The organism is Pseudomonas sp. WC1 (genome assembly GCF_050586565.1).
In the GTDB taxonomy this organism is placed as follows: domain Bacteria; phylum Pseudomonadota; class Gammaproteobacteria; order Pseudomonadales; family Pseudomonadaceae; genus Aquipseudomonas.
In genome coordinates, this window is the sequence record NZ_JBOBDQ010000025.1 from 24,160 (window position 1) to 49,168 (window position 25,009).

Annotated in this window: 23 protein-coding genes and 1 pseudogene; 17 read left to right on the forward strand and 7 right to left on the reverse strand. The window is 63.7% G+C overall.

Features of this window, described 5'->3' with window-relative positions; all coding sequences use genetic code 11:
• Positions 1-151: 151 nt before the first annotated feature.
• The 3 genes from asd to ACQ4OD_RS13450 are packed head-to-tail and all read right to left on the reverse strand — an operon-like array spanning position 152 to position 3,415.
• Positions 152-1,015: an archaetidylserine decarboxylase gene (asd, locus tag ACQ4OD_RS13440; protein WP_038706897.1), complete on the reverse strand. Its 864-nt coding sequence runs from the start codon at positions 1,013-1,015 to the stop codon at positions 152-154.
• Positions 1,016-1,024: 9 nt separating this feature from the next.
• The gene (gene rhdA / locus ACQ4OD_RS13445) at positions 1,025-1,834 is read right to left on the reverse strand and encodes a thiosulfate sulfurtransferase (RefSeq protein WP_430944424.1); all 810 of its coding nucleotides are present in this window, start codon (positions 1,832-1,834) and stop codon (positions 1,025-1,027) included.
• Positions 1,835-1,879: 45 nt separating this feature from the next.
• Positions 1,880-3,415 carry an HDOD domain-containing protein gene (locus ACQ4OD_RS13450; protein ID WP_430944425.1) on the reverse strand — a complete coding sequence of 512 codons (1,536 nt, stop codon included), beginning with the start codon at positions 3,413-3,415 and terminating at the stop codon, positions 1,880-1,882.
• A 130-nt stretch (positions 3,416-3,545) separates the two neighbouring features.
• Between ACQ4OD_RS13450 and motA the strand changes: the two genes are divergently transcribed.
• Both motA and motB read left to right on the forward strand, forming a co-directional pair.
• On the forward strand, positions 3,546-4,397 hold the full coding sequence (gene motA / locus ACQ4OD_RS13455; protein WP_023630652.1) for a flagellar motor stator protein MotA: 852 nt from the start codon (positions 3,546-3,548) through the stop codon (positions 4,395-4,397).
• 3 nt (positions 4,398-4,400) lie between these two features.
• On the forward strand, positions 4,401-5,417 hold the full coding sequence (motB, locus tag ACQ4OD_RS13460; RefSeq protein ID WP_102682172.1) for a flagellar motor protein MotB: 1,017 nt from the start codon (positions 4,401-4,403) through the stop codon (positions 5,415-5,417).
• A gap of 32 nt (positions 5,418-5,449) precedes the next feature.
• Here motB and ACQ4OD_RS13465 read toward each other — a convergent pair whose 3' ends face one another.
• Positions 5,450-5,929 carry a molecular chaperone Tir gene (locus ACQ4OD_RS13465; RefSeq protein WP_102682171.1) on the reverse strand — a complete coding sequence of 160 codons (480 nt, stop codon included), beginning with the start codon at positions 5,927-5,929 and terminating at the stop codon, positions 5,450-5,452.
• A 146-nt stretch (positions 5,930-6,075) separates the two neighbouring features.
• A complete protein-coding gene (rsgA, locus tag ACQ4OD_RS13470) occupies positions 6,076-7,107 on the reverse strand; it encodes a small ribosomal subunit biogenesis GTPase RsgA (protein WP_139673849.1) in 1,032 nt (343 codons plus the stop codon).
• Positions 7,108-7,216: 109 nt separating this feature from the next.
• Here rsgA and orn point away from each other — a divergent pair, with 109 nt between their 5' ends.
• Together orn and ACQ4OD_RS13480 are read left to right on the forward strand one after the other, a co-directional pair.
• Complete coding sequence (gene orn / locus ACQ4OD_RS13475; protein WP_139673846.1) at positions 7,217-7,759, forward strand: oligoribonuclease; 543 nt, start codon at positions 7,217-7,219, stop codon at positions 7,757-7,759.
• Between the two features lie 91 nt (positions 7,760-7,850).
• A complete protein-coding gene (locus ACQ4OD_RS13480; protein WP_023630647.1) occupies positions 7,851-8,462 on the forward strand; it encodes a trimeric intracellular cation channel family protein in 612 nt (203 codons plus the stop codon).
• 867 nt (positions 8,463-9,329) lie between these two features.
• Here ACQ4OD_RS13480 and queG read toward each other — a convergent pair.
• Entirely contained in the window at positions 9,330-10,394 is a 1,065-nt protein-coding gene (gene queG, locus ACQ4OD_RS13485; RefSeq protein WP_139673837.1) for a tRNA epoxyqueuosine(34) reductase QueG, read from the reverse strand.
• 64 nt (positions 10,395-10,458) lie between these two features.
• Between queG and ACQ4OD_RS13490 the strand changes: the two genes are divergently transcribed.
• The 11 genes from ACQ4OD_RS13490 (at position 10,459) to ACQ4OD_RS13540 (ending at position 22,733) form a co-directional block, all read left to right on the forward strand.
• Positions 10,459-11,310 carry an NAD(P)H-hydrate dehydratase gene (locus ACQ4OD_RS13490; RefSeq protein WP_430944426.1) on the forward strand — a complete coding sequence of 284 codons (852 nt, stop codon included), beginning with the start codon at positions 10,459-10,461 and terminating at the stop codon, positions 11,308-11,310.
• Positions 11,298-11,771, forward strand: coding sequence for a tRNA (adenosine(37)-N6)-threonylcarbamoyltransferase complex ATPase subunit type 1 TsaE (gene tsaE / locus ACQ4OD_RS13495; RefSeq protein WP_139673831.1), 474 nt, complete (start codon positions 11,298-11,300; stop codon positions 11,769-11,771). Before ACQ4OD_RS13490 ends, tsaE begins: the two co-directional genes overlap by 13 nt.
• Before the next feature lie 12 nt (positions 11,772-11,783).
• Positions 11,784-13,214: an N-acetylmuramoyl-L-alanine amidase gene (locus ACQ4OD_RS13500; protein WP_102683933.1), complete on the forward strand. Its 1,431-nt coding sequence runs from the start codon at positions 11,784-11,786 to the stop codon at positions 13,212-13,214.
• Positions 13,211-15,106 carry a DNA mismatch repair endonuclease MutL gene (gene mutL, locus ACQ4OD_RS13505; RefSeq protein WP_102683934.1) on the forward strand — a complete coding sequence of 632 codons (1,896 nt, stop codon included), beginning with the start codon at positions 13,211-13,213 and terminating at the stop codon, positions 15,104-15,106. Before ACQ4OD_RS13500 ends, mutL begins: the two co-directional genes overlap by 4 nt.
• 1 nt (position 15,107) lies before the next feature.
• A complete protein-coding gene (gene miaA / locus ACQ4OD_RS13510) occupies positions 15,108-16,079 on the forward strand; it encodes a tRNA (adenosine(37)-N6)-dimethylallyltransferase MiaA (RefSeq protein ID WP_102683935.1) in 972 nt (323 codons plus the stop codon).
• A 94-nt stretch (positions 16,080-16,173) separates the two neighbouring features.
• Positions 16,174-16,434: an RNA chaperone Hfq gene (gene hfq / locus ACQ4OD_RS13515; protein ID WP_023629894.1), complete on the forward strand. Its 261-nt coding sequence runs from the start codon at positions 16,174-16,176 to the stop codon at positions 16,432-16,434.
• A gap of 18 nt (positions 16,435-16,452) precedes the next feature.
• Positions 16,453-17,754: a ribosome rescue GTPase HflX gene (gene hflX, locus ACQ4OD_RS13520; protein ID WP_102683936.1), complete on the forward strand. Its 1,302-nt coding sequence runs from the start codon at positions 16,453-16,455 to the stop codon at positions 17,752-17,754.
• A 96-nt stretch (positions 17,755-17,850) separates the two neighbouring features.
• Positions 17,851-19,035 carry an FtsH protease activity modulator HflK gene (gene hflK / locus ACQ4OD_RS13525; RefSeq protein WP_102683937.1) on the forward strand — a complete coding sequence of 395 codons (1,185 nt, stop codon included), beginning with the start codon at positions 17,851-17,853 and terminating at the stop codon, positions 19,033-19,035.
• Complete coding sequence (gene hflC, locus ACQ4OD_RS13530; RefSeq protein ID WP_023629896.1) at positions 19,035-19,904, forward strand: protease modulator HflC; 870 nt, start codon at positions 19,035-19,037, stop codon at positions 19,902-19,904. The genes hflK and hflC overlap by 1 nt, the downstream gene beginning before the upstream one ends.
• Positions 19,905-20,197: 293 nt before the next feature.
• On the forward strand, positions 20,198-21,385 hold the full coding sequence (locus tag ACQ4OD_RS13535; RefSeq protein WP_102683938.1) for an ATP phosphoribosyltransferase regulatory subunit: 1,188 nt from the start codon (positions 20,198-20,200) through the stop codon (positions 21,383-21,385).
• Positions 21,386-21,440: 55 nt separating this feature from the next.
• Positions 21,441-22,733 carry an adenylosuccinate synthase gene (locus tag ACQ4OD_RS13540; protein ID WP_028688256.1) on the forward strand — a complete coding sequence of 431 codons (1,293 nt, stop codon included), beginning with the start codon at positions 21,441-21,443 and terminating at the stop codon, positions 22,731-22,733.
• Positions 22,734-22,997: 264 nt separating this feature from the next.
• Here the strand turns inward: ACQ4OD_RS13540 and ACQ4OD_RS13545 are convergent, their stop codons facing one another.
• The gene (locus tag ACQ4OD_RS13545) at positions 22,998-23,309 is read right to left on the reverse strand and encodes a hypothetical protein (protein WP_372241253.1); all 312 of its coding nucleotides are present in this window, start codon (positions 23,307-23,309) and stop codon (positions 22,998-23,000) included.
• Between the two features lie 567 nt (positions 23,310-23,876).
• On the opposite strand from ACQ4OD_RS13545, the pseudogene ACQ4OD_RS13550 reads away from it, so the two are divergent.
• A pseudogene (locus ACQ4OD_RS13550) lies at positions 23,877-24,005 on the forward strand (hypothetical protein); the annotation flags it as partial.
• A gap of 201 nt (positions 24,006-24,206) precedes the next feature.
• The gene (locus tag ACQ4OD_RS13555; protein WP_371918106.1) at positions 24,207-24,911 is read left to right on the forward strand and encodes a methyl-accepting chemotaxis protein; all 705 of its coding nucleotides are present in this window, start codon (positions 24,207-24,209) and stop codon (positions 24,909-24,911) included.
• Positions 24,912-25,009: the final 98 nt, after the last annotated feature.

The window sequence follows — 25,009 nt, forward strand, 5'->3', positions numbered from 1 at the left end:
TGGGGCTGCGCTGCAGCCCTTTCGCCGGAAAGCCGGCTCCCACAGAGGTTTGCGTAGTTACTGTGGGAGCCGGCTTGCCGGCGATGGACCGCGTAGCGGTCCCAATGAAAAAGGCCCTGCTGAGCAGGGCCTTTCTTGTTGCAGCAGTCAATCAGGCCTGGGCCGGCTGCGCCAGTAGCTCACCCATGCGCACGGCGGAGCCGGCACCGAGGCTCTCGGCCCACTTCACCTGCTCTGGCCCGAACAGCACGATGGCGGTGGAGCCCAGCTTGAAGCGGCCCAGTTCGGCGCCTTTCTCCAGATGGATCGGCGCACGGCTGGCGTCGTCATAGCGGAAGGTCTTCAGCTCGCGCTTCGGCGGCGTGACCAGGCCGGCCCAGACAGTCTCGATCGAGGCGACGATCATCGCGCCGACCAGCACCACGGCCATCGGGCCGCGCTCGGTGTCGAACAGGCAGACCACGCGCTCGTTACGTGCGAACAGCTCCGGTACGTTCTCCGCGGTGGTCTGGTTGACCGAGAACAGCCGGCCCGGCACATAGACCATTTCGCGCAGGGTGCCGGCCAGCGGCATGTGCACGCGGTGGTAGTCCTTGGGCGAAAGGTAGATGGTGGCGAACTCGCCGCCCATGAACGGCGCGGCCAGGGCCGGGTCGCCGCCGAGCAGCTCCAGGGCGCTGTAGCCGTGGCCCTTGGCCTGGAAGATGCGGCCGTGCTCGATCGGGCCGAGCTGGCTGACCGCGCCGTCGGCCGGGCAGAGGATCGCGCCGGGGGTCTCGTCCAGCGGACGGGCGCCGGGCTTGAGGGCGCGAGTGAAGAAGGCGTTGAAGTGCTCGTAGGCGCTGAGGTCTTCGACCAGTGCCTCGGACATGTTCACCTGGTAGCGCTTGGCGAACCAGGCGGTGAAGGCGTTCTTGAACCAGCGTGCGCGGCACTCGGCGACGCAGCCGGCCAGCCGCGACAGCAGGTGGTGCGGCAGCAGGTACTGGCTGATGATGAACAAGCGGGATTTCATTGAGCGTCCTTAAACTTCGACGGGCGTGTCGGGGTGGTTGCCCCATTCGCCCCAGGAACCGGCATAGCCCTTCACCCGTGGATAGCCGAGGGCCTTGGCCACGAGGTAGGTGAAGCCGGAGCGGTGGTGGGTCTGGCAATGGGTGATCACTTCCTTGTCGGGGGTGATGCCCAGGTTTTGCAGGACTTCGGCGATATCCTCGCGGATGCGCAGGTGGTCGTTGAGGTCCATGCCGGCGGTCCACTCGAAGTTGATCGCGCCGGGAATATGCCCGCCTTTGGCAGCCAGCACTTTCTCGCCGCTATATTCCAGTGGTCCGCGCGCGTCCCAGATGACCAGGTCGGCGGCGCCCAGGCGGCTTTGCAGGTATTCGCGGGTGGCGGTGGGCTCCGGGTGCAGGCGCAGGTTCACCGCGCCGCCCATGCTGGCGGGCACCTCGGTGGACAGTTTGTCCGCCGGCCAGGCCTGTATGCCGCCGTTCAGGTAGTGATAGCGCGGGTGGCCAATCACGTCGAGCAGCCAAATGAAACGGCCGGCCCAGCCGCCGCCTTCTTCGTCGTAGACCACATAGACCGCATCGTCGCGATGACCGAGTTCGGCGAACAGCTTTTCCAGGTCGGCGCGTGCCGGCAGCAGGCCGGGTGCAGGCGGCTGTCCCAGCTGGGTGCGCTTGGGATCGACGAAGCGCGCCCCGGGGATGTGGCCGCTGCCATAGCGGTTGGCGCTGGTCAGGTCGACCAGGATCAGTTGCGGCGATTCCAGGCGCGGCAGCAGGTCCTCGGCTTCGATCACCAGGGGCAAGCCGGAAAAGTCAGTCATCCACGGTCTCCAGGGTGCAAAGGGGGCGATTGTAGCGCAAGGCAATCATGAATGGCGGTTGCCGAAGAGGGCCAGGGCGCGCTCGATGCATTGCACGGTTTTACCGAATGCCTGCACGCTGACATCGGCCAGCGGTTTGCCGTCCTGGTCCGCCACCGCCAGCATCAGCACCTGGTCGCCGACCGCCAGCGAGCGCAGCAGCAGGTGTTCGCTGCGGAAGAATGCGCGCAGTGGCGCCGGCAGCAGTGCGGTGAACTGGGCGTGATTTTCGGGCGTCAGGCGCAATTGCCCGGCCTTGCTCATCAGTTTCTGCAGGAGTTTGTTCTGCGCGATCGGCAACGCAATGACGCCGGCTTCCTTGGGCAGGCCCGCAGTCTGCTGCACCCGCAGGTAGTCGGTAGCCTTGTCCAGGCTCAGCAGCATCAGACGCTGCATGCCGCACGCCAGCAGTGCTTCGCGGGCCTGGGTGGCCAGGTGCACGGTATTGCTGAACGGGCTCGGCTGGGCGAGCAACTCCTGGCACAACCTGCGCCAGCGACCAAGGTCCTCGGTGCTGGGCGGTGGCGGCGTGAGCATGTCCGGGTGTGGACGGCGCTGGTGCCAAGGCCAGATCAGCGCCTCGGCCGGGTGGAACAGGGCATGCCGGGCGTGATGGCGGGCACTGGCCGCGGCCTGCTGGTGAACCTGCTGCTGGACATCGTCCAGCGTGGTCTGCAGATAGAGGGCGGTAAGCAGCTGCCAGCGCAGCAAATGCGGATTGTCCCAGCCGACCTGGGCGGCCAGGGCAAGGCCGTTGGCCAGCAGCACGGTATTCGGGGGCTGGTTGAACCAGCGGCGCAGGGCCGGCTCTTCGTCCAGGCGCTGCTGCTGGACCAGCGGGTCCTGCTCGCGGGCGATGTTCAGCACCTGCGCCAGCTGTTCGCGCTCGTCTATCAGCAGGCGGTAACCCTGGGTCACCCACTCGGGCAGGCGCCAGTGCTCGGCCATGGCCTGGCACAGTTGCATGATGCGCACGCCGAACAGTTGCTGTTCGACTTCAGCGGCTTCCTCGCCCTTGTGGATAACTCGCAGCTCCCAGGTATCCAGCAGCTTGGGATAGACCAGGGCCAGCGGCCACAGGGGCGAGAGGAACAGCAGGCTGCCCCAGTGGATCTCCTGCCACAGGCGCGCCAGGCGGCTGGCGAACAGGCCGTTGGCCTGCTGGGTGGCATGCTGGCTGATCAGCAGGAACTGGCGCAGCACCGGCGGGATCTCGTCGGCCGGCAGCGATGGCAGGCGTGCCAGCAGTTGGCTGACGCGGGCCAGGCCAAGGCGGTTCAGGGCTATTTCCAGGCTCTCGGCCGGTTCCGCCTGGCTGGCGTTGGCCGGGTGGTTGGCCTCGCGCAACACGCAGAGCACCAGCGCGGGGCTATCCTGCATCAGTTCGGCGATATCGCGCAGGGAGCGACGGCTGTCGTTGATAGCCTGCAGCACCCGATCATGGCTCTCTTTCGGCACCGGTACGCGGACCCCGTCGAGCAGCTTGATCCAGGCCTCTAGACTCGACGGAGCCTGACTTGGCACCTTGGTTTCAATTGGCATATTGACATCAGTCCGAACTGGCTTTTCGCAATGAGTGGCTATAGTCTGGCGCAGTTCTGCCGATAAGTAGAAGAAGAGTTTTCAAGCTTCCGTTCCCTATCCTGACCACGACAGCAAGTGCTTCCAACTTATGGCTAAAATTATCGGCATCATCGTCGTATTCGCGAGCGTGCTCGGCGGCTACGTGCTTTCCCACGGCAAGATCGCGGCACTGATCCAGCCGTTCGAAGTGCTGATCATCGGCGGCGCGGCCTTTGGTGCGTTCCTCCAGGCCAACCCTGGTTACATGACCATGCATGTGATCAAGAAGTCGCTGAAGATGTTCGGCACCCGTTTCACCCACACCTTCTACCTGGAAGTGCTGGGCCTGGTGTACGAGATCCTCAACAAGAGCCGTCGTGAAGGCATGATGGCGATCGAAGGCGACATCGAGGACGCCGCGGCCAGCCCGATCTTCGCCAAGTACCCGGCGGTGCTGGGTGATGAGCGCATGACCGCGTTCATCTGCGATTACCTGCGGATCATGTCCACCGGCAACATGGCGCCCCACGAGCTCGAAGGCCTGTTCGACATGGAGCTGCTGAGCATGAAGGAAGAGCTCGAGCACCCGTCCCACGCAGTGACCGGGATCGCCGACGGCATGCCCGGCTTCGGTATCGTCGCGGCGGTACTGGGTATCGTGGTGACCATGGCCTCGCTGGGTGACGGCGACCAGAAGTCCATCGGCCTGCACGTCGGTGCGGCGTTGGTCGGTACCTTCTTCGGTATTCTTGCGGCCTACGGCTTCTTCGGCCCGTTGGCCAATGCCCTGCGCCATGATGCCAAGGAAGAGTTGAACGTCTACGAGGCGATCAAAGCCTCGCTGGTGGCCTCGGCTTCCGGCATGCCGCCGTCGCTGGCGGTCGAGTTCGGTCGCAAGGTGCTGTACCCGGCGCACCGCCCGAGCTTCGCCGAGCTGGAACAAGCAGTACGCGGTCGCTAAGCCATGGAGAACAATCAGCCCATCATCGTCAAGCGCGTCAAGCGCTTTGGCGACGGCCATCACGGCGGCGCCTGGAAAATCGCCTTCGCCGACTTCGCCACGGCGATGATGGCGTTCTTTCTGGTGCTGTGGTTGCTGTCGACCGCCACGCCTGAGCAGAAGATCGCAATTGCCGGTTACTTCAAGGACCCGATCGGTTTCTCCGAAAGCGGTACGCCCTACATCATCGATCTGGGTGGCTCGCCAGAACTGGCACCGGAAAAGACCATCAACCCGGAAGTGAAGTCCGAGCCGACGCCGGATACCAGCCTGCAACTGGACAAGGATCAGGTCGAGACCATGGCCGAGCAGGTCGAGCGCGAGCGCCTCGAGCTGCTGCTGCAGGAGCTGCAGAACAAGGTCGAGGAAAACCCGCAGCTGCAGAAGTTCAAGGACCAGATCCTGTTCGAGATCACCCAGGACGGCCTGCGCATCCAGATCATGGATGCCGAGAACCGGCCGATGTTCGACCTGGGCAGCGCACGCCTGCAGCCGTACTTCGAAGACATCCTGCTGGCCATGGCCGACACCATCAAGGCGGTGCCGAACAAGATCAGCATCAGTGGCCATACCGATGCCAAGCCGTACTCCGGTACTGGCGATTTCGGTAACTGGGAGCTGTCGGCCAACCGCGCGAATGCGGCGCGTCGTGCATTGGTCGCTGGAGGCTATCCGGATGAGCAGGTGGCCCGCGTGGTCGGTTATGCTTCGTCGTCGCTGTTCGACCGTGCCAACCCGTTCAACCCGGTCAACCGCCGTATCGACATCATCGTCCTCACCAAGAAGGCGCAGCGCGATATCGAGGGTGAACAGGGCAAGCCGGAGGCTGCGCCGCCTGCCGCTGACACACCGCCTGCGAGCGCAGCGCCAGGTGCGGCCGCGACACCGGGCGATACGCCGATGCAGCCGCGTGAGCTGCGCCAGAAGCTGAACATCTTCGAAGATGGCGTATTGAAGATGGACGAGGCCAAAGACCAGTAAGTAACAGGGGCCGCTTTGCGGCCCCGATGCATTCAGAACCCCCGCCTGATCTTGGCCTTGAGATCGGCATGGAAGAAATCCGCATTGTCCCTGTCCGACACTGCGCCGCCCCCGGCCGGCGAAGCCATGGCCCGGCCAAAGGTCTGTTCGTCATGATAGGCGCGCACGAACAGGTCGATATGCTCTCGTTCCCGCATTACTGGCCACTTGCCCAAGCGCTGCGGCAGGTCAGTCGAGCCAGCATGGTAGAAAGTCACCCGCCGATGCGCCATGGCCGCAGCGCCCAGTAGCCAGGCCGTCCACCAGCCTTCGGCATGGGCCTCGCAGAGCACTCCGATCCAGTGAGTGGCATCGGCCATGTGTTGGCAAAAGCTGCCATGCAGGTCGTCGTGGGTCTGCCCTTCACTGTCGAAGGGGACGAGTTGGGTGGGAATGCCTTCTAGTAGCAGCCACTCGTTCAGGATGAAGGCATCGAGCCGTTCGTTCTGGTGGTAACTGATGAATACCGGCATCTGTGCTGCCCTCCCTGATCAATACCGATGACAAGGCCATGACCATCAGGGAAAGCAGCTGGAGGGACAATAGGTGACCGCAATACCGGAGCGGTCCCACCTACTCCGGTAAAATTTCCTACGATGCTGGCGTGTTTGCCGCCACCTCAATAGGTGTCTTCCGGCAAGCTGGCGATGATCGAACGGTAGCTGTTCATTCGTTGTTGAGTAACGCTGCCGTCCTCCAGGGCCTTGAGCAGCGCACAGCCAGGTTCGCGGTCATGCTTGCAGTCGCGGAAGCGGCAGTTGCCGATCAGTTCGCGGAATTCGATGAAGCCATCTTCGACATCAGCACGGCTGACATGGCCCAGACCGAATTCGCGGATGCCCGGCGAGTCGATCAGGTCGCCGCCATTGGGGAAGTGATAGAGGCGCGCGGTGGTGGTGGTGTGAGTGCCCTGGCCGGACCATTCCGACAGGTCGCCGACACGGGTGCCTGCATCAGGCAGCAGGCTGTTGACCAGCGAGGACTTGCCCACGCCCGACTGGCCGACGAACACGCTGATATGGCCGTCTAGTGTCTGCTGCAGGCGCTGCATGCCATCGCCCTGGTGCGCGGAAACCTCCAGCAGCGGGTAACCCAGGCCGCGGTAGACCTCGAGCATGGCGTTGAGAGTCGGGGCGTTCTCGTCGTTGATCAGATCAGCCTTGTTCAGCAGCAGCAGCGGGCGGATGCCGGCATGCTCGGCGGCGACCAGGTAACGGTCGATCAGGTTGGGATGCGGTTCGGGCGCAGGGGCGAAGACAATGACGATCAGGTCGACGTTGGCCGCCACCGGCTTGAGCTGGCCATGGTTGTTCGGCCGGCACAGCTCGGTGCTGCGCGGCATTTGCGCGACGATCACGCCGATGCCCTGATTGCCGGCGCGCCAGACCACACGGTCGCCGGTCACCAGCGCCGGCAGGTTGGCCCGCAGGTGGCAGCGGAACACCTGGCCCGCAACCTCGCCGTCCTGGGCCTCGACCTCGACCTGCACGCCGAAGTGGGCAATCACCAGGCCCAGTTGCTCTGGCCCCAGGTCGCCGCCTTCCAGTTCCTGCAGCACGTGCTGCTCGCGTTTGGCGGCGCGGGCGGCGCGCTCACCCTGGATCTTTTCGATGCGCCAGTTCTGGCGGCGGTTGAGCTGGCGTTTGGCCATGAAGGTTCCGAGTAGGCGAGGCAGAAAGAAAACGGCGGGCAGTTTAGCACGGCACGCCCACGAGCTGCCCCGCTAGGCTAATATGACGGGCTATTCGAGGAGCCTTTTCATGCAGAACCCACAGAATCTGATCTGGATCGATCTGGAGATGACCGGCCTGGACCCGGACAACGACGTCATCATCGAGATGGCTACCATCGTCACCGACAGCGAGCTCAATACCCTGGCCGAGGGGCCGGTGATCGCCATTCACCACAGTGATGAGGTGTTGGCGCGGATGGACGAGTGGAACACCCGCACCCATGGCAACTCAGGACTCACTCAGCGCGTACGCGAGAGCAAGGTGAGCATGGCCGAGGCCGAGGCGCAGACCATCGCCTTCCTCGAGCAGTGGGTGCCGAAGGGCAAGTCGCCGATCTGTGGCAACAGTATCTGCCAGGACCGCCGCTTCCTCTATCGGCACATGCGCGAGCTGGAAAACTACTTCCACTATCGCAACCTTGATGTGTCCACGCTCAAGGAACTGGCTGCGCGCTGGGCGCCGGAGGTGCGTGACAGCTTCAAGAAGGGCAGCACCCACCTGGCGCTGGATGACATCCGCGAGTCGATCGGTGAGCTGCGCCACTATCGCGAGCACTTCATCAAGGTCTGACCTTGCCGTGCGCCGACGATCATCGGCGCGCCCCTTTTGGTGCCCCGCGTGACTGGGTAGACTGCGCGCCTTTCCCGCACGGACCTGCACCATGTTGCTGATGCTCTATCTCATCGCCATCACCGCCGAAGCCATGACCGGCGCCCTGTCCGCTGGCCGTCGCGGCATGGACTGGTTCGGCGTGGTGCTGATCGCCTGCGTTACCGCGCTGGGTGGTGGTTCGGTGCGTGATGTACTGCTTGGGCACTACCCGCTCACCTGGGTCAAGCACCCGGAATACCTGGTGCTGACCAGCTTTGCGGCTTTGCTGACGATCTTCATCGCGCCATTGATGCGCCACCTGCGGTCGCTGTTCCTGGTGCTCGACGCCCTGGGGCTCGTGGCGTTCACCCTGATTGGCTGCATGACCGCGCTGGAGATGGGGCAGGGGTTCTTGGTCGCTTCTATCAGCGGCGTGATTACCGGCGTGTTTGGCGGCATTCTGCGGGATATCTTCTGTAACGATATTCCGTTGGTGTTTCGGCGTGAGCTGTATGCCAGTGTTTCGTTCGCGGCGGCTTGGTTCTATCTGGGGTGCGTTTACTTCAAGGTGCCGGCGGAGCAGGCCATGCTGCTGACACTGTTTGGTGGTTTTCTGGTGCGGTTGTTGGCGATTCGGTTTCATTGGGAGATGCCGAAGTTTCATTACAACGATCAGCAATAGCGGTTTTTTTGCGGCGCAGCCACTATATTCAGAATTGTTCTGGCAGGGCTGTACTGTAGTCATATAACCATTGTTCAGAAGAGTTGCTTGCTCTTGCTCTTGCTCTGCTTTTGCTTCTAAGTGCGCGATAGTTCAGGCGACACAAATTGCGACTTCAGGAGGCCGAACGGAGGGCTTGCGCAGGGAGGTGACGGGCATGGATGCCCGTCAAGCGCCGATCAGGCCATGGATGGCCCGTCGGCGCGTCCTCCCGGAGCGAGCCCGGAGTGAGGGGACCCCGGAGCGAAGCGTAGGGGCCGTATGAACGGAGCCGAACGGTTTTGCCTCCTTTTCCCAAGAGAAAAGGAGGTCGCCGTAAAGGCGAAAAGGTGAGTGTGCGTCGACATGGCGAATGAATGCGCATATAACTTTTAAAACACACTCTGTGTAAGTCAAAGTCAAAGTCAAAATCAATTGGCATCGGTTTTGATAGATATAAGTTCATTCATTTGCGATGTCGACGCACAGTCATCTTTCCGCCCTTACGGCGGCTTACTTGGTCGTAACTCGCCGTCCGCGGCCAAAGTAAGCAAAGCCGTGGCGCTCCATTCATCCGGCCCTCCGCTTCGCTCCGGGTCCCCTCACTCCGGCCTTGCTCCCGGGAGGACCGCGCTGAACGCCCCATCCTGGGGCGCAGCGCTTGACGGGCATCCATGCCCGTCACCTCCCTGCGCAAGACCTGCGTTCGGCCTCCTGAAGTCGCGAAGTTACGGGCGGCGCCTGCACTGGCGCAGCTGGCGCTTGCAGGCTATGGGGTTAACCTTTTGATCGCCAAAGGCAAAGGCAAAGGCAAAGGCAAAGGCAAAGGCAAAGTCGAAGCAGCGAGCTTCAAAGGGCGTTGTGGCGAGCCAGGGCCCATTCCACGTGTTCGCGTACCAGTTCCGAAGGATCATCCCTACGCGCATTGAGCGCCTCCAGCACGGGGATGGTCGACGGTGCGTTGCCAAGCCCCACCGCGAGGTTGCGCAGGAACCGTTCATACCCCGCCCGGCGCAGTGGCGAGCCTTCGGTGCAGCCGAGAAAACGCTTTTCATCCCACAGGAACAATTCGGCCAGCTCGATATTGTCCAGCCCCCGACGGGGCATGAAGTCGTCTTCGGTCGTGGTCTTGGCGAAACGGTTCCACGGGCAGACGATCTGGCAATCGTCGCAACCAAACACCCGATTGCCGATCAGTGGGCGCAGTTCCAGTGGAATGGCCCCGCGCAACTCGATGGTCAGATACGAGATGCAGCGCCGGGCATCGAGCTGATAGGGCCCGACGAACGCCTGGGTCGGACAGATGTCCAGGCAGGCCTGGCAACGCCCGCAATGATCGCTGCCCTGCACGCCGTCGATCGGCAGCGGCAAGTCGACGAACAACTCGGCGAGGAAGAAATAGCTGCCCGCCTTGCGGTTGAGCAGCAGGGTGTTCTTGCCGATCCAGCCAAGGCCGGCCTCCTGGGCCAGGGCTTTCTCCAGCACCGGGGCACTGTCGACGAAGGCGCGGTAGCCGAACGGGCCGATGGCTTCCTGGATGCGGTCGGCGAAGTGCTGCACGCGCTTGCGCACCAGCTTGTGGTAGTCGCGGCCCAGGGCGTAACGCGAGATATAGGCCTTTTCAGGGTCCGCCAGGCGCTTGGCCATCTGCGTGTCGCCGGGCAGGTAGTCCATGCGCAGCGAGATCACCCGCAACGTGCCGGGGATCAGCTCGGCCGGACGCGAGCGCTTGTTGCCATGCTCGCCCATGTACTCCATTTCGCCGTTGTAGCCTGCCGCCAGCCAGCGCTGCAGATGCTGTTCGTGCTCGCCAAGGTCGACACCGGCGATGCCGACATGGGCAAAACCGAGTTCGCGGCCCCAATCCTTGATCGATTGGGCCAATGTGGCGATGTCTGGAAGGTCGGCGGACATGGATGAACAAGCATTACAAGCGGAGGTGCGTATAATTCTGCCAGACATCGGAGCCTTTGACCCCATGCCTCAGACCAAACACCCCCCATTACCGCTCAGCAGCCTGACCTTGGCCAGGCTGCCGCCACGTGCCGCTGATGCCCACAAGGGCGATTTCGGCCATGTGCTGGTGGTCGGCGGCGACCTGGGCACAGGCGGCGCGGTCATGCTCAGTGGCGAGGCGGCGTTGCGTTGCGGCGCCGGCCTGGTCAGCGTGGCCACCCGCCCCGAACACGTAGCTGCGGGGCTGACGCGCCTGCCCGAGACCATGTGGATGGGCGTGAGCTCGGCCAACCAACTGATGGTGTTGCTCGAGCGTGCCACGGTGCTGGTGGTCGGCCCTGGCCTCGGCCAGGCCGGGTGGGGGCGCAGCCTGTTGTCGGCGGTGGCCAATGGCCACCGGCCACAGGTGTGGGACGCCGATGCGCTCAACTTGCTGGCGCGCACGCCACTGGCACTGCCCAGCGGTAGCATTCTCACCCCGCACCCCGGCGAGGCCGCGCGCCTGCTGGGGATTTCCACCGAGGCGGTGCAGGCCGACCGGCCGGGGGCGGCGCGCAAGCTGGCGCGTCGCTACGCCAGCGTCTGCGTGCTCAAGGGCGCCGGCACGTTGGTGGCCGACCCTGGCGGGCAACTGGCGGTTTGCGGCCGTGGGCACCCAGCCATGGCTGGTGGCGGATTGGGCGATGTGTTGACAGGCGTGCTCGCAGCCTTGCTGGCCCAGGGGCTGGACGCCTGGCAGGCCGCGTGCCTGGGGGTGTGGCTGCATGCCTGCGCCGGCGAGCGGCTGGGTGTCAAAGGTAGAGGGCTGGCGGCCAGTGATCTGGTGCCGGTCATTAGAGCGTTATTGGAGGAGCATTCAGCGTGTCAGGCATAACCCTGTTTCTGGGCGACGAGGACGCCACCGTCGCCTTTGGCGCGAAACTGGCCGAAGTGACCAAAGGTCATGGTGTGATTTTTCTCGAGGGCGACCTGGGGGCAGGCAAAACCACCCTGTCCCGCGGGCTGATTCGTGGCCTGGGTCATACCGGCCCGGTAAAAAGTCCGACATTTACCGTGGTTGAACCCTACGAGATTGGTGAGGTTCGCGCCTTCCATTTCGACCTCTATCGCCTGGTCGACCCGGAAGAGCTTGAATTCATGGGCATTCGAGATTATTTCGAGGGCGATGCATTGTGCCTGTTCGAGTGGCCCGATAAAGGTGCGGGCGTTTTGCCAAAGCCCGACCTGACCATTACCATAAGCCCGCAAGCGGGCGGACGTTCGCTTAACCTGTCGCCGCAAGGGGCTCGCGGCGAAGCCTGGTGTGCCGTTCTGGCCAAAGAATTCATACAGTAAGTGGGGAAAGGTATGCGCATACGCGCACTGGTCGCTGTTGTTGGGCTGCTGCTGACCGCGGTGACCGTTGACGCTCTGGCCGTCACTCAAGTCAAGAGCATGCGCCTGTGGCGCGCTCCGGACAATACGCGGCTGGTCTTCGACCTGTCCGGGCCTGTGCAGCACAGCGTCTTCACCCTCACCGCTCCCGATCGCCTGGTGATCGACATCAACGGTGCCACCCTGGGGGCGCCGCTGAACGTCTCCACGTCGAACACGCCAATCACCAGTGTGCGTTCGGCCCAGCGCACGCCTACCGACCTGCGCGTGGTGGTCGACCTGAAGAAAGCCGTGTCGCCGAAGAGCTTCACCCTGGCGCCGAACGCCCAGTACGGCAATCGCCTGGTGGTCGACCTGTACGATCAGGAAGCTGACGCCATCGCCGCCAGCAACCCGACACCGCCCCCGACACCGCAGCCACCGGCCACCACGCCGGCGGTGCCTGTCACCCCGGCGCAACCGGCGATCAAGCTGCCGCCAGCACCGAGTGGCAAGCGTGACATCGTGGTCGCCATCGACGCCGGTCACGGCGGCGAAGACCCGGGCGCGTCCGGCTCGCGTGGCCAGCACGAGAAAGACATCGTGCTGGATATCGCCAAGGAGCTGCAGCGCCAGATCAATTCCGAGAAGGGCTACCGCGCCGAGCTGACCCGCACCGGCGACTACTTCATCCCGCTGCGCAAGCGCACCGAGATCGCCCGCAAGAAGGGCGCCGATCTGTTTGTCTCGATTCACGCCGACGCCGCGCCGTCGAAGGCTGCCTTTGGCGCTTCGGTGTTCGCCCTGTCCGACCGTGGCGCAACCTCCGAGACCGCCCGCTGGCTGGCCGACACGGAAAACCGCTCCGACCTGATCGGCGGCGCCGGCAACGTCAGCCTCGACGACAAGGACCGCATGCTGGCCGGGGTGCTGCTCGACCTGTCGATGACCGCCACCCTCAGTTCCAGCCTCAATGTCGGGCAGAAGGTGCTGGGCAACATGGGCCGGGTCACGCCGTTGCACAAACAACGGGTGGAACAGGCCGGGTTCATGGTGCTGAAGTCGCCGGATATCCCGTCGATCCTTGTTGAAACCGGGTTCATCTCCAACGCCAACGAGGCGGCCAAGCTGGCTACCCGTAGCCATCAGCAGGCCTTGGCACGTTCGATTCATACCGGTGTGCGTCAATTCTTCCAGCAGAACCCGCCGCCTGGCACTTACATCGCCTGGCTGCGCGACAGTGGCAAGATCGTCCAGGGCCCGCGTGAACACACCGTGCGCCCCGGCGAGACGCTGGCGATGATTGCGGTGCGTTACCAGGTCAGCGTGGCTGGCCTGCGCAGTAGCAACAACCTGAAGACCGACGAGCTTAAGGTTGGCCAGCACCTTGACATCCCCACCACCGCCCTGGCGTCCCAGCAATGAGTGGCGGCTCGCGTATCCAGCTGCTCAGCCCGCGGCTGGCGAACCAGATCGCCGCCGGCGAGGTAGTCGAACGCCCCGCCTCGGTGGCCAAGGAGTTGCTGGAGAACAGCCTCGACTCCGGTGCTCGGCGCATCGAGGTCGAGGTCGAACAGGGCGGCGTGAAGTTGCTGCGGGTGCGCGACAACGGCGGTGGCATTGCCCCCGATGACCTGCCGCTGGCGCTGGCCCGCCACGCCACCAGCAAGATCCGCGAACTGGAAGACCTTGAAGGCGTGCTCAGCCTGGGCTTTCGCGGCGAGGCCCTGGCATCGATCAGCTCGGTGGCGCGCCTGACCCTTACATCGCGTACCGCCGATGCCAGCGAAGCCTGGCAAGTGGAGACCGAGGGGCGTGACATGACCCCGCGGGTGCAGCCTGCCGCGCATCCGGTCGGCACCTCCGTCGAAGTGCGTGACCTGTTCTTCAATACCCCGGCGCGACGCAAGTTTCTCAAGGCCGAAAAGACCGAATTCGATCATCTGCAGGAAGTGATCCGGCGCCTGGCGCTGGCGCGTTTCGACGTCGGTTTTCACCTGCGGCACAACGGCAAGACCATCTTCAGCCTGCACGAGGCCGCCGACGAAACGGCCCGGGCGCGGCGGGTCGGCACCATCTGCGGCCCGGGCTTTCTCGAGCAGGCGCTGCCCATTGATGTCGAGCGCAACGGCCTGCGACTGTGGGGCTGGGTCGGTCTGCCGACCTTCTCGCGCAGCCAGGCCGATCTGCAGTATTTCTTCGTCAATGGCCGGGCCGTGCGCGACAAGCTGGTAGCCCATGCGGTGCGCCAGGCCTATCGCGACGTACTGTTCAATGGCCGGCACCCGACCTTCGTGCTGTTTCTCGAGTGCGACCCGACCGGCGTTGATGTCAACGTCCACCCGACCAAGCACGAGGTGCGCTTCCGCGAAGGGCGCATGGTTCATGACTTCCTCTATGGCACCTTGCACCGCGCCTTGGCTGATGTACGCCCGGAAGACCAGCTCGCCGCACCGGCTGCCACCGACGAGCTGGTCCGCCCCAGCGGCTTGCAGGCTGGCGAGTTTGGCCCTCAGGGCGAGATGCGCCTGGCCTCGCCTGTGCTCGAGCAGCCTCAGGGCGAACAGCGCCCTTCGTTCACGGGCGGCGCTGGGGCAGGTTATCAATACCAATACTCGCCTCGCCCTGCGCAGCCGGTGAGTACCGGCGAGGCGCAGGCGGTCTATCGTGAGTTCTACGCGCCACTGGACAATGCCGCCGCTCCGAGCGCGTTGCCGGAAAGCCAAGGCGATATCCCGCCGCTGGGCTACGCCCTGGCGCAGCTCAAGGGGATCTATATCCTCGCCGAGAACGCCGTCGGCCTGGTGCTGGTGGATATGCACGCCGCCCATGAACGGATCATGTACGAGCGGCTGAAGGTGGCGATGGCCAGTGAAGGCTTGAGCGGCCAGCCGTTGCTGGTGCCCGAGTCGCTGGCGTTGAGCCAGCGCGAAGCCGACTGCGCCGAGGAACATGCCCAATGGTTCCAGCGCCTGGGCTTCGAGCTGCAGCGCCTGGGCCCGGAAACCCTGGCGATCCGCCAGATCCCGGCCCTGCTCAAGCAGGCCGAGGCCAATCGCCTGGTGCAGGATGTGCTGGCCGACCTCATGGAGTACGGCACCAGTGATCGTATCCAGGCGCACTTGAACGAACTGCTGGGGACCATGGCTTGCCATGGCGCGGTGCGGGCCAACCGGCGCCTGGCCATCCCCGAGATGAACGCCTTGCTGCGCGACATGGAGAACACCGAGCGCAGCGGCCAGTGCAACCACGGCCGACCGACCTGGACCCAGATGGGCCTGGACGATCTGGACAAGCTGTTCCTGCGGGGCCGATGAAATGAGTGCCAGACCTCCGGCGATTTTCCTCATGGGCCCGACCGCGGCCGGCAAGACCGACCTGGCGATCGAACTGACCAGCAAGCTGCCCTGCGAGCTGATCAGTGTCGACTCGGCGCTGGTCTATCGCGGCATGGACATCGGTACCGCCAAGCCCTCCAAGGAAGTGCTGGCCGCGCATCCGCACCGCCTGATCGACATTCTTGACCCCGCCGAAAGCTACTCGGCCAAGCGTTTCTGCACCGATGCTCTCCAAGCCATGGCCGAGATCACCGCGCGCGGCAAGATCCCACTGCTGGTTGGCGGCACCATGCTCTATTACAAAGCACTGGTCGATGGCCTGGCGGACATGCCGCCAGCCGATGCCATGGTGCGTGCCGAGCTGGAGGCACAGGCGCAGGCGCTCGGTTTGGCCGAATTGCACCGCCAACTGGCCGAAGTCGATCCGGAGTCGGCGGCGCGCATTCATCCGAATGATCCGCAGCGGCTGATCCGTGCGCTTGAAGTGTACAAAGTGAGTGGCGAGAGCATGACCGCCCACCGTCAGCGTCAATACGCGGAAAGTAGCGGCGCAGACGCAGGCGCGGGCGAGCATTTGCCCTATACTGTCGCCAGCCTGGCGATAGCGCCTACAGATCGTCACATTTTGCATCAGCGAATTGCGTTACGATTTTCACAGATGCTGGAACAGGGCTTTGTCGACGAGGTCCGAACGCTGCGGGCCAGAAGTGACTTGCATGCGGAGCTGCCGTCTATAAGGGCAGTGGGATATCGGCAGGTCTGGGACTACCTCGACGGCAAGCTGACTGAGAATGAGATGCGTGAACGCGGTATCATTGCCACGCGTCAGCTGGCCAAGCGGCAGTTCACCTGGTTGCGTGGCTGGTCCGACGTCCACTGGCTGGATAGCCTGGCCTGCGACAATCTGTCCCGCACCTTGAAATACCTGGGGACCGTCTCCATATTGAGCTGAGTCCCTGCCAGTTGCCGTCTATTCTTGCGAAGGGGCGGCATAATTTATCGATTTTCTTGATTTTCTATTATTGATCCTTACAGGAGTGCGGCATATGTCAAAAGGGCATTCGCTACAAGACCCTTACTTGAACACCTTGAGAAAAGAAAAAGTCCCGGTTTCGATCTATCTGGTCAACGGGATCAAGCTGCAGGGCCAGATCGAATCCTTCGACCAGTTCGTCGTGCTGCTGAAAAACACCGTCAGCCAGATGGTCTACAAGCACGCCATTTCGACCGTCGTCCCCGCACGCCCGGTTCGTCTGCCAAGCCCGACCGATGGTGAGCACGGCGACAGCGAGCCAGGCAACGCTTGAAAAAAGTAGGAGCCTGCATTGTTCTTTGAGCGCCACGGTGGTGGTGAGCGAGCGCTGCTCGTTCACTTGGAAGGTCAGAACCCTGAGGCGCGCGAAGACCCGCAGGAGTTTCAGGAGCTGGCGCTGTCGGCCGGAGCCGATATCGTTTCGCTGGTAACAGTGGCGCGGCATCAGCCCACCGCCAAGTTTCTGATCGGCAGCGGCAAGGTCGAGGAGTTGCGCGACCTGGTCCATTCGGCCGAAGCCGACCTTGTGATTTTCAATCACACCCTCACGCCCAGCCAGGAACGTAACCTCGAGCGCGTCTTCGAGTGTCGCGTGCTGGACCGTACCGGGCTGATTCTCGACATTTTCGCCCAGCGGGCGCGTACTCACGAAGGCAAGCTGCAGGTCGAACTGGCCCAGCTCGAGCACATGAGCACGCGGCTGGTACGCGGTTGGACCCACCTTGAGCGGCAGAAGGGCGGTATCGGCCTGCGTGGTCCGGGTGAAACCCAGCTCGAAACCGACCGCCGCCTGCTGCGGGTGCGCCTGCGCCAGATCAAGGCACGCCTGGAGAAGGTGCGCAGCCAGCGCGAGCAGGCCCGCCGTGGGCGCAAGCGCGCGGACATCCCGTCGGTGTCGCTGGTGGGCTATACCAACGCCGGCAAGTCGACCCTCTTCAATGCGCTGACCGAATCCGATGTGTATGCCGCGGACCAGTTGTTCGCCACCCTCGACCCGACCTTGCGCCGGCTCGAGCTGGCCGACCTGGGGCCGATCGTGCTGGCCGACACCGTAGGTTTCATCCGCCACCTGCCGCACAAGCTGGTCGAGGCATTTCGGGCTACGCTCGAAGAGTCGAGCAACTCTGACCTGCTGCTGCACGTGATCGATGCCCATGAGCCCGAGCGCATGGAGCAGATTGAACAGGTACTGGCGGTGCTGGGCGAGATCGGTGCCGAGAGCTTGCCGATCCTCGAGGTCTATAACAAACTCGACCTGCTCGAAGATGTCGAGCCGCAGATCCAGCGCGATGCCGATGGCAAGCCGCAGCGAGTCTGGGTATCGGCACGTGATGGACGAGGCCTGGAGCTGGTTGGCCAGGCGATTGCCGAGTTGCTGGGGGACGACCTGTATGTCGGGACCCTGTGCCTGGAGCAACGGTTTGCCCGCCTGCGCGCGCAATTCTTTGCCCTGGGTGCCGTGCAGAGTGAAGAGCATGATGAAGAAGGGCGCAGCCTGCTGAGCGTGCGACTGCCCAGGGTCGAGTTGAATCGCCTGGTCAGCCGCGAAGGCATGGAGCCGCAAGTGTTTGTCGAGCAACACACTTTGCAATAAATGCCCGTCGAGGTCGCCGGGCAGCCGTGACAGGCATTCTGTAGCATTGGACGGCGCGCCGTGGGCGCGTCTTTGCTTTATCAGATGGAGAGCGCTATGGCTTGGAACGAGCCGGGTGGCAACTCGAACAATCAGGATCCCTGGGGCGGCCGCCGTAATGGTGGCGGCGGTGGTGGCGACAAGAAAGGTCCACCGGATCTGGACGAGGCCTTCCGCAAGCTGCAGGACAGCCTGAACGGCATGTTCGGCAGTGGCAAGAAACGTGGCGGCGGCGGTGACCGCAATATCGGCAAGGGTGGCGGCTATGGCCTGCTGGGCATCGGCCTGGCGGCTCTGGCGGCAATCTGGCTGTATAACGCCGTCTATGTCGTGGACGAGCAGGAGCAGGCCGTGGTGCTGCGCTTCGGCAAGTACTACGAGACCGTTGGTCCCGGCCTGAATATCTATTTCCCGCCGATCGACCGCAAGTACATGGAAAACGTGACCCGCGAGCGGGCGTACACCAAGCAGGGGCAGATGCTCACCGAAGACGAAAACATCGTCGAAGTGCCACTGACCGTGCAGTACCGCATCAGCAACCTGCAGGACTTCGTGCTCAACGTCGACCAGCCGGAAGTCAGCCTGCAGCATGCGACCGAAAGCGCCCTGCGCCACGTGGTGGGTTCCACCTCGATGGACCAGGTGCTGACCGAAGGCCGCGAGCAGATGGCGGTGGATATCCGCGAGCGCCTGCAGCGTTTCCTCGACACCTACCGCACCGGTATCACTGTCACCCAGGTCAACGTACAGAGCGCGGCAGCCCCGCGTGAAGTGCAGGAAGCCTTCGACGACGTGATCCGTGCCCGTGAGGACGAGCAGCGTGCGCGCAACCAGGCCGAGTCCTACGCCAATGGTGTGGTACCGGAGGCCCGTGGCCAGGCGCAGCGCATCATCGAGGACGCCAACGGCTACCGTGATGAAGTCATTGCCCGCGCCAAGGGTGAGGCCGATCGCTTCACCAAGTTGGTCGCCGAGTATCGCAAGGCACCGGAGGTCACGCGCCAGCGTCTGTACCTGGATACCATGCAGGAGGTCTACAGCAACTCCAGCAAGGTTCTGGTCACGGCCAAGGACGGGCAGAACAACCTGCTCTACCTGCCGTTGGACAAGATGGTCGAAGGCAGCCGTGGCAACAGTGCAGCGCCGGCCAGCAGCGTATCGCCGTCGGTCAATGACGCCGCCGCGCGTGCCGCGCAGGACCTGCAACCACAACCGCCGCTGCGTTCCAGGGAGAGCCGCTGATGAGCAATAAGTCACTGTTCGCCCTGATCGGCGCCGTGGTGCTGGCGATCGCCGCCTGGAACTGCTTCTACATCGTTTCGCAGACTGAACGCGCGGTATTGCTGCAGTTCGGCCGCGTGGTCAAGGCCGATGTCCAGCCTGGCCTGCACGTGAAGGTGCCGTACGTGAACCAGGTGCGCAAGTTCGACGCCCGCCTGATGACCCTCGACGCACCGACCCAGCGTTTCCTGACGCTGGAGAAGAAAGCGGTGATGGTCGATGCCTACGCCAAATGGCGAGTCAAGGACGCCGAGCGCTTCTATACCGCAACCTCGGGTATGAAGCAGATCGCCGACGAGCGCCTGTCGCGTCGTCTGGAGAGCGGCCTGCGCGACCAGTTTGGTAAGCGCACCCTGCACGAAGTGGTTTCCGGTGAACGTGATGCGCTGATGGCAGACATCACCGCGTCGCTGAACCGCATGGCCAGCAAGGAGCTGGGTATCGAAGTGGTCGACGTTCGCGTCAAGGCCATCGACCTGCCCAAGGAAGTCAACCGCAGCGTGTTCGACCGCATGAGCACCGAGCGCGAGCGTGAAGCCCGCGAGCACCGCGCCAAGGGTAACGAGCTGGCCGAAGGTATTCGTGCCGACGCCGATCGTCAGCGCCGAGTGCTGCTGGCCGAAGCGTACCGCGAAGCGGAAGAGACCCGTGGTGATGGCGATGCCCAGGCGGCTGCCATCTATGCCAAGGCCTACACGCAGGACGCCGATTTCTACGCGTTCTACCGTAGCCTCAAGGCCTACCGCGAAAGCTTCTCCAGCAAGAGCGATGTACTGGTCCTGGATTCGAAGAACGAGTTCTTCAGGTTCCTGGACAAGAGCAAGCCCTGATCGTGCTCTCATGACGGATTCGCCCCGCCGGGCAGCTAAAATGCCTGGCGGGGTGCATCCTGAATGAAAAGGGGTGTATGATGAGTCAGCCGGGAAATTCCCGGCTTTTTTGCGTCTGCAAGGTTGATTGGCAAACGGCCAGTTGACGGTTTGGTCAGGTCGCAAGGCAATTCGAGGGTATTGGCTACGGTGGTTGCGCTGGGATCGGTGCTGCCCGCTGTTGTGCGTCAATGCCTGCTTTACTCACGGCTCGCCAGCTGGCAGGCCGCCCGGACCAGAGGGGAAATGGCGTAATGGCAACGGTAGACCGCTGGCTACTGCCAGATGGCATCGAGGAAGTACTGCCACCTGAGGCGGCGCGCATCGAGATCGCGCGTCGTCAGGTGTTGGACCTGTTCCAGAGTTGGGGTTACGAACTGGTCGTCACCCCGCATATCGAGTACCTGGAGTCGCTGCTCACCGGCGCCGGCCAGGACCTGGACCAGCGTACCTTCAAGGTCGTCGACCCGCAGTCCGGCCGCCTGATGGGTTTCCGTGCCGACTTCACGCCGCAGGTGGCGCGCATCGACGCCCACACCTTGCGCCGTGAAGGCCCGAGCCGCCTGTGCTATGCCGGCAGCGTGCTGCATGCGCAGCCGCGTGCCTTGTCGACCTCGCGTAGCCCGATCCAGCTGGGCGCCGAGCTGTACGGCGACGCCAGCCCTACCAGCGATGTCGAAGTCATCAGCCTGATGCTCGCCACACTGCAGCTGACCGATGTCGCCGATGTGCACATGGACCTTGGCCATGTCGGTATCTATCGCGGCCTGGCCCGTGCCGCCAACCTGTCCGGCGCGGTCGAGCAGCAACTGTTCGATGCCCTGCAGCGCAAGGCCGTCGATGAAGTGCAGGCGCTGACCGCAGACCTGCCGAAGGACCTGGGCAACATGCTGCGCGCCCTGTGCGAACTGTGCGGTGGCCGTGAAGTGCTGGCCGAGGCCCGTGTGCGCCTGGGCCGTGCCCCGGCCAGCGTGCTGGCGGCGCTGGACGACCTGTTGGCGATCGCCGACCGCCTGGCTTCGCGCTACCCGGACCTGCCACTGTACTTCGACCTCGGCGAACTGCGCGGCTACCACTATCACACTGGCGTGGTGTTCGCCGTGTTCGTGCCTGGCGAAGGTCAATCGATCGCCCAGGGCGGCCGCTATGACGACATCGGCGCCGATTTTGGCCGGGCACGCCCGGCCACCGGATTCTCCACGGATTTGAAGACCCTGGTCACACTGGGGCGAGCGGAGGTCGTATTGCCTGTTGGCGGCATCTGGATGCCCGACAGCAGCGATGCGGCCCTCTGGCAGATGGTCTGCCAGTTGCGCAACGAGGGCCAGCGAGTGGTCCAGGCTTTGCCTGGCCAGCCGCTGAGTGCTGCCCTCGAGGCGGATTGTGATCGGCAATTGATTCAGCAAGACGGGCGCTGGCAGGTTCTGCCGCTGACCCATTGAGATTCTTCGCCGGCAATGGGCCGGCACCAAGTTTGCGTGAATGAGGACAAATGTAATGGGTAAGAATGTCGTCGTCCTGGGCACCCAGTGGGGTGATGAGGGCAAAGGCAAGATCGTCGATCTGCTGACCGAACATGCTGCCGCCGTCGTGCGCTACCAAGGTGGCCACAACGCGGGCCACACCCTGGTGATCAACGGTGAGAAGACTGTTCTGCACCTGATTCCGTCCGGCATCCTGCGTGAAGGCGTGCAATGCCTGATCGGCAACGGCGTGGTCGTTGCCCCGGATGCCCTGATGCGTGAAATCACCAAGCTGGAAGAGAAGGGCGTACCGGTGCGCGAGCGCCTGCGCATTTCCCCGGCTGCTCCGCTGATCCTGTCGTACCACGTGGCCCTCGACCAGGCCCGTGAAAAAGCCCGCGGCGAAGCCAAGATCGGCACCACCGGTCGTGGTATCGGCCCGGCCTACGAAGACAAGGTGGCCCGTCGCGGGCTGCGCGTCGGCGACCTGTTCCACCGCGAGCGCTTCGCCGCCAAGCTCGGTGAGCTGCTGGACTACCACAACTTCCAGCTGGTGAACTACTACAAAGAGCCGGCCATCGACTTCCAGCAGACACTGGACGAGTGCATGGCCTATGCCGAGCAGCTCAAGCCGATGATGCTCGACGTCACCGCCGAACTGCATAACCTGCGCCGCGCCGGCAAGGACATCATGTTCGAAGGCGCCCAGGGCTCGCTGCTGGACATCGACCACGGTACCTACCCGTACGTCACCAGCTCCAACACCACCGCCGGCGGCATCTCCACCGGTTCCGGCGTTGGCCCGATGTACCTGGACTACATCCTGGGCATCACCAAGGCCTACACCACCCGCGTCGGTTCCGGTCCGTTCCCGACCGAGCTGTTCGACGAGACCGGCGCCACCCTGGCCAAGCGTGGCCACGAGTTCGGCTCCACCACCGGCCGTGCCCGTCGTTGCGGCTGGTTCGATGCCGTGATCCTGCGTCGCGCCATCGACGTCAACAGCATCTCGGGCATCTGCCTGACCAAGCTGGATGTGCTGGACGGCCTGGAAACCATCAACATCTGCGTTGGCTACAAGAACGAGAACGGTGCCGTCATCGACGCGCCTTCCGATGCCGACAGCTACATCGGCCTGGAGCCGGTGTACGAAGAGATGCCAGGCTGGAGCGAGTCGACCCTGGGCGTTAAAACCCTGGAAGAGCTGCCGCAGGCCGCGCGCAACTACATCAAGCGCATCGAGGAACTGGTCGGCGCGCCGATCGATATCATCTCGACTGGCCCGGACCGCAACGAAACCATCGTGCTGCGTCATCCGTTCGCCTGATCAGCTACTCGCTGGCTGACTGAACGCCGCGCCCCCGCAAGGAGGCGCGGCGTTTTCATATGGGGGTAAAAACGTGGGGCGGGCTTGCCCCGTGAATGGCCGCCCCGAAGGCAATCTCGCTGCCATGGATAATTACCTCATACCTTTGGCATTTATACCTGCTGTCTCAGGCACAACCCTTGCTGTAAGAAGTTTCTGTAGATGCCATCAAAGTAATGGCGCCAGAAACACGAGGGTTACAACGTGTCTGCCATCCTTTCACTGTTACGAAGCCGCCTCTTGCGGCCTGTGTTTGTTGCGCTTGGTATCGCTCTTCTGGTGCAGGTACTGGTTGCCGTTGCACTGACGCGGAGCACGGTCACCGCCCTGGAGGCCGATTTGGGGGCGCGCCTGGGCAATGATAGCCAGAAACTGGCTGCCGAACTGGAGCAGGCCGGAGAGGATGTCCGGGCTGGGCTCGACAGCCTTTCCGTCAGTACGCGTCAGCGTTTGAGTGCGGGCCTCTCCAGCCGCCTGCAGGATGAGCAGCAGCAGCTGCGCGCAACGCTGGAGGAAAATCTCAGGGACTCGGCTCATGAAATGGCCGATCTGTTGGCCTCGGTCGCGCCCCGGGCGATCTGGGACAACGACGTGCCGATGCTCTCGGACTTCGCTCGCCGTGCTCAGCGCAATCCCAATGTGCTGTTCGTGATCTACGATGATGCCCAGGGCCAGCACCTGACTCGCTACCTCAACCGGCAGAACCCGATCAACCAGGCATTGATGGAAAAGGGCCAGGGTGAACGGGCGCTGGACAAGGTGCTGGATGCCGCGCGCAAGGATCCGTCGGTGTACTTCGTAGAAGCGTCGATCAACCCCAATGGCGCAGAGATCGGCAAGGTGCTGATGGGCGTGTCCACCGCGGGCATCGACCAGGAGCTCAAGGCCCTGGATCAGCGCTTCGCGGCCTTGATCGCCAGTGGCGAGCAACTGGTCGGGGAAAGCCTGGTGGCCGCCGCCGCCGACAGTGGCAAGGCCTTGCGTGCGCGCCTGGAGACAGCCCAGCATAGCGCCACGGCGATGCAGGCCAATACCGCGCAGACCGTGCGTGATGCCGCCGCCGAGCTGCGCTGGCGCATCGGCCTGGGTCTGGTGCTGGTCGGTATGGGTGTGCTGCTGGTGGTGGCCGTGGTGCTCGGGCGTCGCGTCCTCAGCAAGCTTGGCCTGCTGATCGCCGCGTTGAACGACCTGGCCGCCGGCGAAGGCGACCTGACCAAGCGCGTCAAGCTCGACAGCCGTGACGAGATCGGCGACATGGCCTCGGCGGTCAACCGCTTCGTCGACAAGCTGCAGCCGATCGTCCGCGAGGCCGGCGAAGTGGCGCAGCGTACTGGCGTGGAGATCGACAGCATGGCCCAGCGCAACGCCGGGGCCGATGCCGCCGCCGCGTTGCAGCGCGACGAAGTGGCTGCCAGCCTGCGCGACCTGTCGAGCATGGCTGACGAGGCCCAGGCCGAGAGCCATGCCATGCAGGCGGCATTGCAGCAGGTGGTGGATATTCGCCAGGCGACCGACGAGAACAGTCGTGCCTCGACGCAATTGGCGAGGTTGATCGAGAACCTGGCCGGCGAAGTGCAGACCGGCTCCCAGGTGATCGAGCGGCTGGCCAAGCAGAGCGAGCAGATCGAGGTGGTGCTGACGGTGATCCATGGCATTGCCGAGCAGACCAACCTGTTGGCGCTCAACGCCGCCATCGAAGCGGCGCGGGCCGGAGAAACCGGGCGCGGTTTCGCCGTGGTGGCCGATGAGGTGCGTGCCTTGGCGAGCAAGACGCAGAGCTCGACCGGGGATATCCAGTCGCATATCGCTGCGCTGCAGCAAGGCGCCAAGGAGGCGGTGGCGACCATCAGCCAGGCCGGGCGCCAGGCCAGTGAAGGCTTGCTGGTGTTGCGCGACAATGAGCGGCGGCAGCAATCGGTGCAGACTGCGGTCGAGCAGGTGCATGCGGCGATCGGCCTGGCCACGCGAGCGGCCGAGCAGCAGGCCAGCGGGGCGCAGGCCGTGCGTGGGCGAGTCGAAACCATCCATGCCCAGGCCGAGCGTTCGGCCGAGGTGGTGATGCAGACCACGGCCAGCAGCAAGGTACTGGATGACTTGGCGGCGCAGTTGCGGGCCAGCCTGGGGCAGTTCAGGGCCTGAGGAAAGGTGGGGGCTTCATCGCCGGCAAGCCGGCTCCCACAATTACAGTGCGGGCTTGAGAGCGACGCGGTAGGGGTGGGAGTCGGCTTGCCGGCGAA